This is a genomic window from Sphingobium sp. EP60837, assembly GCF_001658005.1.
Lineage (GTDB): Bacteria > Pseudomonadota > Alphaproteobacteria > Sphingomonadales > Sphingomonadaceae > Sphingobium > Sphingobium tyrosinilyticum.
Genome location: NZ_CP015986.1, coordinates 538,196 through 550,664 on the forward strand (window position 1 = coordinate 538,196; position 12,469 = coordinate 550,664).

At 61.2% G+C, this 12,469-nt stretch carries 15 protein-coding genes; 9 read left to right on the forward strand and 6 right to left on the reverse strand.

Going from position 1 to position 12,469, the window contains the following annotated elements; genetic code table 11:
- Positions 1-53 precede the first annotated feature (53 nt).
- Complete coding sequence (locus tag EP837_RS02490) at positions 54-398, reverse strand: DUF2794 domain-containing protein (RefSeq protein WP_066524167.1); 345 nt, start codon at positions 396-398, stop codon at positions 54-56.
- The gene (gene epsC, locus EP837_RS02495) at positions 398-1,117 is read right to left on the reverse strand and encodes a serine O-acetyltransferase EpsC (protein WP_066524169.1); all 720 of its coding nucleotides are present in this window, start codon (positions 1,115-1,117) and stop codon (positions 398-400) included. The genes EP837_RS02490 and epsC overlap by 1 nt, the downstream gene beginning before the upstream one ends.
- A 158-nt stretch (positions 1,118-1,275) precedes the next feature.
- Here epsC and EP837_RS02500 point away from each other — a divergent pair, with 158 nt between their 5' ends.
- Positions 1,276-2,049, forward strand: a complete 774-nt coding sequence (locus EP837_RS02500) for a sulfite exporter TauE/SafE family protein (RefSeq protein ID WP_066524171.1) — start codon at positions 1,276-1,278, stop codon at positions 2,047-2,049.
- Between the two features lie 39 nt (positions 2,050-2,088).
- Positions 2,089-3,015 (forward strand): hydrogen peroxide-inducible genes activator, encoded by a 927-nt coding sequence (locus EP837_RS02505; protein ID WP_066524176.1) that lies wholly within the window; start codon positions 2,089-2,091, stop codon positions 3,013-3,015.
- Between the two features lie 2 nt (positions 3,016-3,017).
- On the opposite strand, the gene EP837_RS02510 is transcribed toward EP837_RS02505, so the two are convergent.
- From EP837_RS02510 to pgsA, 3 genes are read right to left on the reverse strand one after another with little or no spacing between them, the layout of a single operon-like run.
- Complete coding sequence (locus EP837_RS02510; RefSeq protein ID WP_066524177.1) at positions 3,018-3,461, reverse strand: molybdenum cofactor biosynthesis protein MoaE; 444 nt, start codon at positions 3,459-3,461, stop codon at positions 3,018-3,020.
- A complete protein-coding gene (locus EP837_RS02515) occupies positions 3,458-3,718 on the reverse strand; it encodes a MoaD/ThiS family protein (RefSeq protein ID WP_066524178.1) in 261 nt (86 codons plus the stop codon). The genes EP837_RS02510 and EP837_RS02515 overlap by 4 nt, the downstream gene beginning before the upstream one ends.
- A 3-nt stretch (positions 3,719-3,721) precedes the next feature.
- Positions 3,722-4,285 (reverse strand): CDP-diacylglycerol--glycerol-3-phosphate 3-phosphatidyltransferase, encoded by a 564-nt coding sequence (gene pgsA, locus EP837_RS02520; protein ID WP_066524179.1) that lies wholly within the window; start codon positions 4,283-4,285, stop codon positions 3,722-3,724.
- A 146-nt stretch (positions 4,286-4,431) separates the two neighbouring features.
- Between pgsA and EP837_RS02525 the strand changes: the two genes are divergently transcribed.
- The gene (locus EP837_RS02525) at positions 4,432-5,727 is read left to right on the forward strand and encodes an MFS transporter (protein ID WP_066524181.1); all 1,296 of its coding nucleotides are present in this window, start codon (positions 4,432-4,434) and stop codon (positions 5,725-5,727) included.
- Positions 5,728-5,736: 9 nt separating this feature from the next.
- Here EP837_RS02525 and EP837_RS02530 read toward each other — a convergent pair whose 3' ends face one another.
- On the reverse strand, positions 5,737-5,919 hold the full coding sequence (locus tag EP837_RS02530; RefSeq protein ID WP_066524183.1) for a hypothetical protein: 183 nt from the start codon (positions 5,917-5,919) through the stop codon (positions 5,737-5,739).
- A 108-nt stretch (positions 5,920-6,027) separates the two neighbouring features.
- Here EP837_RS02530 and EP837_RS02535 point away from each other — a divergent pair, with 108 nt between their 5' ends.
- The 6 genes from EP837_RS02535 (at position 6,028) to EP837_RS02560 (ending at position 12,441) form a co-directional block, all read left to right on the forward strand.
- Entirely contained in the window at positions 6,028-8,088 is a 2,061-nt protein-coding gene (locus tag EP837_RS02535) for a transglycosylase domain-containing protein (RefSeq protein ID WP_066524185.1), read from the forward strand.
- 70 nt (positions 8,089-8,158) lie between these two features.
- The gene (gene purT, locus EP837_RS02540; protein ID WP_066524186.1) at positions 8,159-9,328 is read left to right on the forward strand and encodes a formate-dependent phosphoribosylglycinamide formyltransferase; all 1,170 of its coding nucleotides are present in this window, start codon (positions 8,159-8,161) and stop codon (positions 9,326-9,328) included.
- A 33-nt stretch (positions 9,329-9,361) separates the two neighbouring features.
- Positions 9,362-9,784 (forward strand): iron-sulfur cluster assembly scaffold protein, encoded by a 423-nt coding sequence (locus tag EP837_RS02545; protein ID WP_066524187.1) that lies wholly within the window; start codon positions 9,362-9,364, stop codon positions 9,782-9,784.
- Positions 9,784-11,604, forward strand: coding sequence for a cation:proton antiporter domain-containing protein (locus tag EP837_RS02550; RefSeq protein ID WP_066524188.1), 1,821 nt, complete (start codon positions 9,784-9,786; stop codon positions 11,602-11,604). Before EP837_RS02545 ends, EP837_RS02550 begins: the two co-directional genes overlap by 1 nt.
- Positions 11,601-11,927 carry a DUF423 domain-containing protein gene (locus EP837_RS02555; protein ID WP_066524189.1) on the forward strand — a complete coding sequence of 109 codons (327 nt, stop codon included), beginning with the start codon at positions 11,601-11,603 and terminating at the stop codon, positions 11,925-11,927. The genes EP837_RS02550 and EP837_RS02555 overlap by 4 nt, the downstream gene beginning before the upstream one ends.
- 46 nt (positions 11,928-11,973) lie before the next feature.
- Entirely contained in the window at positions 11,974-12,441 is a 468-nt protein-coding gene (locus tag EP837_RS02560) for a Fur family transcriptional regulator (protein WP_066524191.1), read from the forward strand.
- The last annotated feature ends 28 nt before the right edge of the window (positions 12,442-12,469 follow it).

The following is a 12,469-nucleotide window of genomic DNA, read 5'->3' on the forward strand; positions in this document are numbered from 1 at the left end:
AAAGCTCAACTTTGCCTTTGAGTATAATATTGAGCCTGCAAAGTCTGGAGGACTCAGTCCCGGACGATCTTGAGCAAACGACGCTCGACAGGGGCCAAAATACCCTGCAGTTCCGTTCCGCGCTTCAGAATGTCACCCGCTTCCCCCACCAGCGCCCACATGCCCTGGCGATGTCGAAGGGAGGGGCGTTTCTCGATCCGGTATTCCGGACGTTCGGTAGTCCGGCGAAATGCCGAAAAGACCGCGACATCACGGCCCAGATCGATGGCGTAATCACGCCAGTGACCGGCAGAGACCATACGTCCATAGAGGTCCATGATCCGTTGTAGCTCCAGCCGATCGAACCCCGTCTGACCCGCCGTAGTGGCTTGGGACGGGAACGGCGTGACGTTGGTCATCAGCCGCGACCACGCTCCCGAAACAAGGGGATGTCGTCATCCGGGCCGATATTCTTGCCACCCCTCTGCTCGATGAGCTCCGCCAGCCGCTTTTGCAGGTGCTCCATCTCCGCCTGAAGTTGCTCCAGCTTGTGCTTGTCCGGATCGTAGCAGTCGGTGCAAGGGGTGCCATAAGGCAGGAAATCGCGCTGATAGGCTGTGACGTCCACCAACATCTGACGTGCCGGGATACCCACCATGGTAGCGCCTTCAGGCACATTCTTCGTTACCACCGCGTTCGCCCCGATGCGGGCGCGCGAACCGACATGAACAGGTCCCAATATCTGCGCACCCGATCCAACGATCACCCCGTCTGCCAAGGTGGGGTGACGCTTGCCAGCAATGCCGTTCGCAGGATCAGTACCGCCCAGCGTGACATTCTGATAAAGGGTGACGTCATCGCCGACCTCCGCAGTTTCCCCAATCACGGTAAAACCATGGTCGATAAAGAAGCGCTTGCCGATGCGGGCACCCGGATGGATGTCGTTGCCCGTCAGAAATCGTGAAAGGTGATTGACTGCACGGGCCAAGAAATACAGTCGCACATTATAGAGGCGGTGCGCGACGCGATGGAAGCCAAGCGACCATACCCCAGGATAAAGCAGGATTTCCGCCCGCGAGCGCGGCGCGGGGTCACGCGACTTGACCGAGTCCAGATAAGCAACAAGATTGCGGAACATGCAAACGGCCCCTGAAAACCGAACCTACCCTACATAGGCGCATAGGGATGAGTTTTCCAGATAGCGGCTATTTCGGCTTCTTACCATAAAACAGAATGTTTCTTGGCGGCCTTTGATATACCAATCAAGGCGGTAGACAATCAACCAGAGGCCCGTGAATGACCGATCCCATCCTCGCCCATCTTGGCGATCTTCTACCCTTCATTCTGATCGGCTTCGGGGCCCAGATGATCGATGGCGCGCTCGGCATGGCCTATGGGGTCATTTCCAGCACCTTGTTGCTGGCGCTGGGGGTGCCTCCAAGCAGGGCATCCGCGAGCGTCCACGCGGCGGAAACCTTCACCACCGCGGTATCTGCGCTCAGCCACATTGCGCACCGCAATGTCGATTGGCGGCTGTTTGCGCGCCTCATTATTCCTGGCGTGATCGGCGGCGTCGCAGGCGCCTACATTCTGTCGAACATTGACGGTTCGATCATCAAGCCCTTCGTGCAGCTCTATCTCACAGGGATTGGCGTCTATCTGATCTGGCGGGGCTTTCATTTCCCCCCTCATGCACGCGATCCTAAATGGGTAGCTCCGCTTGGCCTGGTCGGCGGCTTCATGGACGCAACCGGAGGCGGCGGCTGGGGGCCTATCGTGACGTCCAACCTGCTCCTTCAAGGGTCCAGCCCGCGTCACACGATCGGTACGGTGAACACGGTCGAATTCGTGCTGACCTTCGCTATCAGTCTCACCTTCATCCTGCATTTGGGCTGGCAGGCCTTTACGACTTACACTGTCGGCCTCTTGCTGGGCGGCGTCATTGCTGCGCCCTTCGGCGCGATGTTGGCCCGCCATGTCGCACCACGCGTGCTATTCACTGCAGTGGGCACGATCCTGACCGTCACCTCACTGTTCGGCGTCGCCAAATGGCTTGGATATATCGGCTAACGCTCTTATCTTCGGCTTTCTAATCGAGAAAGGCGATCAATGTCGAGCTACATGCCCACGCTGAAGCAGCTGCAATATCTGGTTGCGCTGAAACAGCATGGGCATTTCGGCAAGGCGGCCGATAGCTGCTATGTTACCCAATCCACCCTTTCGGCAGGTATCCGCGAGCTTGAGTCGCTGATTGGCGTCACTCTGGTGGAGCGAACGCGCCGCGTGGTTCGGTTCACGGCGCTTGGTGACCGCATAGTGGAGAAGGCGCATCGCGTGCTGCGCGAAGCAGAGGAACTGGCGGCGATTGCGGAGGCGTCGGGCAAGCCCCTTACAGGCGAGCTGCGGATGAGCGTCATCCCGACGATCGCCCCCTTCCTGCTGCCCCGTCTCTTGCCGCGCTTGCGTGCGGACAGGCCGGAACTCAAGCTCTATCTTCGGGAAGAGACATCCCAGGCGGCCGTAGAATCCCTGCGCCATGGCAATGTCGATTGCGTGTTGCTGGCCCTTCCCTTCCCGACCGGCGAACTGGATAGCGAAGTGCTGTTTCAGGACCAGCTCTATGTCGCGTTTCCACACGACGATCCTCATGATCCACCCGAACTGATTGCGCCGGACATGATCGATGAGACAAAATTGTTGCTGCTGGAAGATGGTCATTGTCTGAAGGATCATGCCTTGGCTGCCTGCAATCGCCCCGAGATCCGCTCCAACGCAATGATGATGGGCACTTCGCTGCACACGCTTGTGCAGATGGTGGATAATGGCCTTGGTATGACGATCATGCCAGAAATGGCGATCAATGGCGGCATATTGGATCACACGCGCATCACTGCGCGGCCACTGCAATCCGAGCGATCGCATCGTGACATCGCTCTCGTCTGGCGCAAGAACAGCCCGAGAGAGAAGGAATTCCGGCTGCTCGCGGAGCTTCTGCGCGACGCTGCGGACCTACCGCAGCCGAGCGTCGCCGCCTGACGTCAATCAGTCCAGCGGCGCGCTTTCGCCTCGTCCTCCGCTTTGGCTTCCACCCACGTGGCATTGCCCTCGGCGAAATGCTCCTTCTTCCAGAAGGGCGCTTCCGACTTCAACCAGTCGATGAGGAAGGCGCAGCTTTCCAGCGCAGCAGTGCGATGGCGCGATGCGGTACCCACGAAAACGATGCGCTCGCCGGGCGACAGTCTGCCGAAACGATGGATCACACGCACGCCCAGAAGCGGCCAGCGGGCCATCGCGTCATCCACAATGCGTTCGACCTGTTGGGCCGTCATCGCGGGGTAATGCTGAAGCTCGAGCGCTGTCAGCCCATTCCCTCCCCGTACGATGCCGGTGAAGCTTGCAACGCCGCCACCGCCCGTTTCTTCCAGCGCTGCCAGTTCGGCTGCCGCGTCGAAATCCTCCGCCTGTATCGAAATCCGCTTCATCCGCCTGTGACCGGCGGGAAGATCGCCAGTTCCCTTGCCTGACCGATCGTTGTCTCTAGTGGAACGAACCGCTGGTCGAGTGCGGCGCGCAGCCGTTGATGGTCGCCGAGCGCCTCAGCGTAACCGCCCCCGCGATTTGCAAGCCTCTCGATAAGGCTGGCTATACTGCTGTCTGGAGCAGGCCGCTCAACCTCTTCATCGTCGCGACCAATCAGTTCACGGACCCAGGCGAAATAGAGGATGTTGAGCGTCGCCATGGGTCAATCCATATGCTTGACGCCGACCCGCAGATAGTCCCATCCGGTGATCAGCGTCAGTATTGCTGCGGCCCACAGCGTCGCAATGCCCACCAACTGCACGACCGGGAAATTGGGCACTGCACCAGCCAGGATCAACGCCCCCAGAGCGATCAGCTGAAATGCCGTCTTCCACTTCGCCAAGCGGGAGACCGGCACCGACACCTGAAGCCCCGCCAAGAACTCGCGCAGCCCGGATACCGCAATTTCGCGCAGCAGGATGATCATGGCGGCGACGACGTGGATACCTGCAATGTCGCGCGTGGCAGCCAGCATCAGGATGACCGCGCCCACCATGATCTTGTCGGCGATCGGATCCAGAAAGACGCCAAGCTTCGACACGGTTCCTTGTGCCCGAGCCAGATAGCCGTCGAAATAGTCGGTGATTCCCATTAGGCAATAGAGCGCGAAGGCGAAGGCATAGCCGGTCGTCCACCGCGCGCCAATTTCCGCCGGCCACAGCAGCGCGACCAGCAGCGGCACAGTGAATATCCGCGAAAGCGTCAGCAGATTTGGCAGCGTCAGCATGGCGGCGAACTGCCACAGTCCGTGCTCTTGCACAAGCAGAGGCGACAACGGCTTTCGCTGGCTTCGTGCGGACGGGGTTGGACAGAGGCCGCGGCAGCCGCTAGACCGCGCTCCGCTCGTCCACAGCGAAGAAGACCCCCTCGCCTATGCAAGCCTCCCTTAGGCTCCTCAACAAGCGACGTTTTCTGCCGCTTTTCATCACTCAGCTGCTCGGCGCCTTCAACGATAATCTGTTTAAGAACGCGATGGTGCTGTTCGTCGTGTACAGCGTCTATAATGACGAGCGGTCTGAAACATGGTTCAGCGCTCTGGCGACCGGCATATTCATATTGCCCTTTTTCTTGCTATCCGCCCTGTCGGGTCAGCTTGCCGACCAAAGGGATAAAGCGACCATCATCCGCTATGTCAAAGCCGCGGAAATCGTCATCATGCTGGTGGGTGCAACCGGACTGGGGCTCATCTGGAGCGGCTTCGCCGTCCATAGCCTCGCCATCCCGCTATTGCTCTGCGCCCTATTCGCGATGGGCATCCACTCTACGTTTTTCGGCCCGATAAAATATGCGATCCTGCCGCAGCATCTGCATGATGACGAAGTGCTGGGCGGCACGGGCCTCGTGGAGGCTGGAACCTATATCGCCATTCTAGCAGGGACAATCCTGGCCGGTATCATCCCGGTCGAAGCTGCCGCCATTGGCATAGTGATCACGGCGGCGGTCGGTTATATGGCGGGGCGCGAAGTGCCTCCCGCCCCATCACTGCTCGACCGGCAGCCGATCGATTTCCATATCATCCGCTCCTCGGTAACGCTGGTGCGCGGCACCATGCATATCCGGCGGCTCTATCTCGCGATCATGGCGATCAGCTTTTTCTGGGCGGTGGGATCGATCCTGTTCATTCAGTTCCCACCGCTGGTGAAGAATGTGCTGACGGCCGATAAGGCTGTCGCCAGCCTCTTCCTGGCCATCTTCTCGATCGGCATCGCCATCGGATCGATCGCCATCAACCGGCTGCTGAAGGGGCATGTGTCGGCGCGCTATGCGCCGGTGTCGGTCATCGGCATGGGCCTGTGCATAATCGCCTTTCACATTGTATGTGATCTCTGGACGCCTGCCGCGGCCGGGACGATGCTTTCGCTCCAGGGCTTCCTTGGCCATCCGCTCGCGGTGGCGCTTTCGGCCTGTTTGCTGGGCGTCGCGACATTCGGCGGCATGTTCGTGGTCCCGCTCTACGCCTTCCTCACCACTACCGTCGAAAAATGCGAGGCTGCCCGCACGGTCGCGGCGAACAATATCGTCAATTCAGGCGCCATGGTGCTGGGGTCCTTTTTCGCAATCGGCCTCAGCGTTGCCGGCATGTCTGTCGTCAATCAGTTGCTTCTGGTGGCCGCATTGTGCCTGCCCTGCGCCTGGATCGCCTGGACGCTGCACAAAGCTTGCGACTGAGGCGCAGCGTTAGAAAATGAAGCTGTAGAAAGCCGTGAAGAAAGCGCAAAAGCTCAGCACGAAAAGCTTCCAGTCATTGTCATCCGACGCGACGGCCGGGACGCCCCGCGCTTCGAGCACATGATGCGGCAACCGCTGGCGGAAAGGGTGGCGGGCCGATTCAGTTGTCAAAGTGAGCGGTCGGGTTCGCATGGTCGCATGTTAACGCTTCATTTACCTTTTCGGCCATCCACAATCGTGGTTAACCAGAGAGTGTCCCGCGTCAGGACGATCTTGACTGTATCAAGTGATTAATACAGCATGGCCGAACCGATGAGAGACCCCCTCCCCGCGCCTCAGCCCGATCCACCCGCTCGCGACTTTGGCGCAGGGCCTCCCAGTGCGTTCGCTCCACCCACGCCTTGGCGGCGGCGTTTGCATATAGCAGGGTGGATCGTCGCGGCGATGCTCGCGCTGTTGACGTTGATGATCGCCTGGCTGGCGGTCACTGCTCCGCTGTCGCGCTCGCTCAAGCCGATTGCGCCGCCGAGCGTGAGCCTCATGTCCGCTGACGGTCATCTCATTGCCCAGCGCGGCGCGATCATCGACCGGCCGGTCGCGATCGCCGACTTGCCCGAGCATGTGCCTCAAGCCTTCATGGCGATTGAGGACCGGCGCTTCTACAGCCATTGGGGCGTCGATCCGCGCGGCGTAGCGCGGGCCGCCTGGCACAATCTCTGGTCGGACGGGTCATCGCAGGGCGGCAGCACCATAACCCAGCAGCTTGCCAAGGGTGTGTTCCTGTCCAGCGATCGGACCTTCGGCAGAAAGGCGCGAGAGGCGATGATCGCCTTCTGGCTGGAAGCGTGGCTAACCAAGGACCAGATTTTCGAACGCTACCTATCCAACGTCTATTTTGGCGACAATGTCTATGGCCTGCGCGCGGCCTCGCTGCATTATTTCAACCGCCAGCCAGAGCGGCTCACCATCCCGCAAGCCGCGATGCTCGCCGGGCTGCTAAAGGCGCCCTCCCGCCTTGCCCCCACGACCAATCTGAAGGGCGCACGTGATCGTGCGGCGCTTGTGACCCAGGCAATGGTGGAGGCAGGCTACATCAGTAAAGCCACTCGGGATACGCTACGTCCAGCACGGCTCGACCTGAGGGAAGCGCCCAATTCCACCACGGGCACCTATTTCGCAGACTGGGTGCTGCCCGATGCGCGCGACCGCGCAGGCGCCGTCTATGGGGCGCAGACGGTCCCCACGACGCTAGATTGGCGTGTGCAGCGGCTCGCAGAGGCGGCCATCCGCCGCGCACCGCTGGGCAAGGCGGAAGCCGCGCTCGTGGCGATGAAGCCCGATGGCAGCGTCGTGGCAATGGTAGGCGGCAAGAATTACCGCAAGAGCAGCTTCAACCGGGCGGTGCAGGCGAAGCGCCAGCCTGGATCAACCTTCAAACTGTTCGTCTATCTCGCCGCCTTCCGCGCAGGCATGACACCAGAAGATTTCGTGGAAGACACGCCGATCACGACCGGCAGCTATCGTCCCGCCAACCATGGTGGCAAATATCGCGGACGAATCACCTTGCGGCAGGCCTTCGCCGCGTCGAGCAATGTGGCGGCAGTGCGATTGACGCAGAAGGTGGGTGTCGATGCTGTGATCAAGGTAGCGCGCGAGCTCGGCGTCACCGCCCCGTTGACCGAAGACCTCAGCCTCGCGCTCGGTACATCCGAAATCCCACTGGTGGAGCTGGCGCAAGCTTATGCGACAGTAGCGGCGGGCGCTTACCCGGTGATAGCCCACGGCCTGCCGCCAGAGGAACAGGGCTGGTTCGAGCGGCTGATGAGTCGTCAGCGGCGCTTCAGTCAGGACCAGCTGGAAATGATCCGCGACCTGCTGTCGTCGGCCGCGAACCGGGGCACCGGCAGCGCGGCGGCGCTTCGCACCAGCACCTTCGGCAAGACTGGCACAACGCAGGACAGCCGCGATGCGATTTTCGTCGGCTATGCGGGCGGTCTGGTGACGGCAGTGTGGATCGGCAATGACGACAACTCGCCGCTGCCTGACGGAGCGGCGGGCGGCGGTGTGCCTGCGCGGATTTGGCGCAATTTCATGGCAGGGGCGATCAACGAACCAGCCGAAGTGGCACCCGAGGAGCAGGATAGCGACCTGGTCAATGCCATCGCAAATGTGACGGTCGAGGCGGGGCTCGGCAATATGAGCGTCGGGATCGATCAGGACGGTATGTCCGTGAATATCGGCCCCAATCAGCTCCGCCTGCCGATCGACGAGCCCGAGCTGCCACCTCCCGGGCCAACTCCATCGACACCGCCGCCGCGTATCGCGCCGACACAACCGGCAGACGAAGGCGTGGAACCCTGAGGATGATTGACGTCTAATTGGCGGTGACGGCAGGCGCCTATGCTGAAGTAGGCGATTCGAAGGGCAGAAGATGGCATTTACCGCGAAGATATTGCTGCTGGGTTCGGGTGAACTCGGCCGCGAATTCGTCATCTCCGCCAAGCGGCTCGGATGCGAGGTGATCGCTTGCGACAGCTATGCCGGTGCCCCCGCCATGCAGGTCGCCGATGGATTCGAAATCTTCTCCATGCTTGACGCGGAACTGCTGCGCGCAGCGATCGAGCGGCACCAACCCGACTATATCGTCCCTGAAATCGAAGCGATCCGGACCGAAGTGCTGGCCGATGTAGAAGCGCAGGGCCGAACCGTCGTTCCATCCGCAAGAGCAACAATCATGACTATGAACCGCGACAGGATCAGGGAGGTGGCGGCGGTCGAACTTGGACTACGAACATCACGCTATCGCTATGCCGAAAGCCTGGAGGAAGTGCTGGCTGGAGCGGAGCATACCGGCCTGCCCTGCGTCATCAAGCCAGTCATGTCATCGTCCGGCAAAGGCCAGAGCACCGTCCGGTCGCCGGACGAACTGGATCGCGCATGGAATTATGCAGTCGCCAACATGCGCGGGGATCGCAGCCGCGTGATCGTCGAGGAATTTGTCGATTTCGACTATGAAATCACCCTGCTGACGGTGCGCAGTCGGGACGGAGTGAGCTTCTGCCCGCCGATCGGCCATCGGCAGGATAGGGGCGACTATCAGGAAAGCTGGCAGCCGGCGCCCATGACCGGCCGCGCTCTTGCCGCCGCGCAAGACATGGCGCGCGCCGTGGTCGATAACCTTGGCGGATGCGGCATCTTCGGCGTGGAATTCTTCGTGAAGGGCGAAGATGTGATCTTCTCCGAACTGTCCCCCCGCCCGCATGACACCGGCATGGTAACGCTGATCTCACAAGATCTAAACGAGTTCGACCTGCACGCCCGCGCAATCCTGGGCCTGCCGGTCCCGGAGGTGCAGTTGCGCGGAGCTTCCGCATCCGCGGTCTTGCTGGCAGATCGCGAATCGGCGGACTTTCGTGTGGAGGGATTGGCCGACGCTCTCGCCGCGCCCGAGGGACAAGTTGACCTGCGCATCTTCGCCAAGCCCACGACGCGTCCCTACCGGCGCATGGGGGTAACGCTTGCCTTGGCGAAAAATACCGACAGTGCCCGCCGCATAGTCGCTGACGCAGCCGCCAAACTGCGGATTATCTACGAAGGATAGCGTGATCGCCCGACCTGGCCTAAAGGGACAAGGATGAGCGCCCCCCTCTATAACAAGGACATATTGCGGCTCGCCGCCAGCATCCTGCATCATCAGCGTTTGGCCGCCCCGCAAGCAAGCGTCGAGAAGCGCTCGCCTACCTGCGGTTCGCGCGTCACGGCTGATGTGCGGATGGAGGACGGTAAGCTGGCCGCTCTCGGCCTGGATGTGAAAGCCTGCGCTCTTGGCCAGGCTTCGGCCGCCCTGATGGCGGCCCAGGCGATCGGTATGACCGCCGATGAACTGGCAGACGCGCGTGACAAGCTGACCGCCTATTTAGCGGGTCAAAGCGATGACCTGGATTTCTGGCCTGGGCTCGCCGTACTGGCGCCCGCACGCGGATATCCGGCGCGTCATGCTTCGATACGGCTGGGTTTTGAGGCAATTGCCGAGGCCGCGCGGATGGCGGACGCTTGATGTCCAATCCGGCTGTTACAGCGGCACAGGCCCCATTTTCCGCAACTGACGTTCTACTGTCGGAAGGCGTGATCCTCCTCGGCGCGGCGGTACTGTTCGTTATGCTCTTCCGCCGCTTCGGACTTGGCGCGGTGCTGGGCTATCTCGTCGCGGGCGCACTGGTCGGACCTCAGGGGCTTGGCCTCGTCGGCGGCGGAGAATCGAAGCTGGCGATCGCGGAGATCGGCATCGTCCTGCTGCTTTTCCTCGTGGGCCTTGAACTTCATCCGGCCCGGCTGTGGCGATTGAAGCGGGACATTTTCGCGCTGGGACTTGCGCAGGTGGTGATCTGCGGACTGGCGCTGACTGCGATTATCTTCTTCACCACCGGCTTTACCTGGGGCGCGGCAATCGCGCTTGGTCTGCCGCTGGCGTTGTCGTCCACCGCGCAGGTTCTGCCCAGCCTCAAGAGCAGCGGCCGGATCAACTCACCTTTCGGTGAGAAGGTTTTTTCCATCCTGTTGTTCCAGGACCTGTCGATCGTCCCGCTGATCACAATCGTGGCGGCCCTTTCGCGCAATCCTGCTGATGCGGGAGGTCCGCCGGGTTGGATGCTAGCAGGCTATACCGTAGCCGCGATCGCCGGACTGGTCTTAGCGGGCCGATTCATCCTGCGTCCGTTATTGCAACTGGTCGGCCGCCTTGGCGAGCGGGAACTATTTGTAGCGGTAGGCCTGTTCACCGTCCTGGCCGCTGCCGCGCTGATGCATGCGCTTCACCTCTCGACCGCACTTGGCGCCTTTGTGGCAGGTGTGATGCTCGCCGACTCTCCTTACCGGCACGAGATTGAGGCGGACGTTGAACCATTCCGTTCGATCTTGCTCGGTCTCTTCTTTCTCGCCGTCGGCATGGTTCTCGACTTGCACACTGTTGCCGCCAATCCTGTCTTCGTAATCGGTATGGCGGCCATGCTGGTTCTCACCAAGGCGCTGCTGATCAGCAGCCTTGCGCGGCTGTTCGGTATGGAATGGTCGCAAGCGGTGGGTGCTGGTCTGCTTTTGAGCCAAGGCGGCGAGTTCGGCTTCGTCCTGTTCGCACAGGCGCAAAATGCCCTGCTGGTCGCGCCCGAAGGCGCCAGCCTGTTCAGTGCGATCGTCACCTTTTCCATGGCGACGACCCCCTTCCTCATGCTCTTCGCCCGCCGGTTCGAGTTCGCCAAGCCTAAAAACCCCACCGATCTGGCTGGACCGGACGAGGCGACACGCGGCACGGCGATCATCGTTGGCTATGGTCGCTTCGGCCAGACGGTGGCCCAGATGCTGATGGGCCATGGGTTCGAAGTCGTGCTGATTGACAAAAAGCCAGCGCAGATCGAGGTTTCGAGCCGGTTCGACATGAAAGTCTATTACGGCGACGGGACACGGATCGACCTGCTGCGCCGGTCAGGGGCAGAGGAAGCGCAGCTGATCGCCTTCTGCCATGACGATCCTTCGCTCGACAGCCGGGTGCTTGAACCCATTGCCGAGGCTTTCCCGCAAGCCGCCCTGCTCGTCCGCGCCTTCGATCGACGCCAACTTCTCGCTCTCAAGGACATGGATCTTGCGGGCATCGTTCGCGAAGTCTTCGAATCGGCTATCTGCATGGGCGTGCAGGCGATGGCGACATTGGGCGTTCCCCAGCCGGAGATCGAGGAAGTCGAACGCCAATATCGCCAAAATGACGAACAGCGCTTGACCGTACAGAGTGAGCAAGGAACATTGATGGCTGCCAAGGAACTGATGTTCCGGCCCGGCCGCCGCATGCATCTTATCGCGCGGGGCGAGGAAGAGGAAAAAGCATGATCGCAGTCCTGGCCGCTTTGTCGGCCGCGCTAGCCATCGCGGCGGGCGCTTTTGGTGCCCATGGTGCATCCAGCCCCCAACACGCGGAGTGGCTGCGGACCGGCGGCCTCTATCAGCTGATCCACGCGGTCGCGGCGCTCACCTTGGCCAACGCCGCACGAGGCCCTGCGCTGCTGCTTCTGACTGGCGCGGCGATCTTCGCTTTTTCGCTCTATGCGATGGCGATAGGCGGGCCGCGCTGGCTGGGTGCGATCACGCCGATCGGCGGCACCTTGATGATCGCAGGATGGCTATGGACGGCATGGATCTACTGGCGCGGCTGACAGCCTGCCCTTGCCCCGAACAGCGCCCAAGCATAGATTAACCCATATGGCCGAACAGCATCACCACCATCATGAACCGACGGGGCAAAGCCTGGCGGAAGCGGCGCGCACCACGCTCGAAGCGCAGAATGAGCAGTGGACGCCGATGCGCGCTGCGATCTTTGATGCCTTGGCGGCGGAAGAAAAACCGACATCGGCCTATGACATCGCCGACAACGTCTCCAGGACGCGTGGCAAGCGGGTAGCGCCCAACAGCGTCTATCGCATCCTCGACCTGTTCGTCGCGAACAACATCGCGATGCGCGTGGAAAGCGCCAATGCCTATATCGCCAATGCGCATCCGGGCTGTCACCATGACTGCATCTTCCTCGTGTGTCGAAGCTGCAAGGAAGCGACTCATGTCGATGACGACGCAGTGACCGGCGATGTGCGCGCAGTCGCGGAACATCAGGGATTTCGGCCAGAACGCCCTGTAATCGAGATTTTGGGAACTTGCGCCAAGTGTATGGCGTGAAGGGAGCGTTGCGCTTTGCCCAGGAACG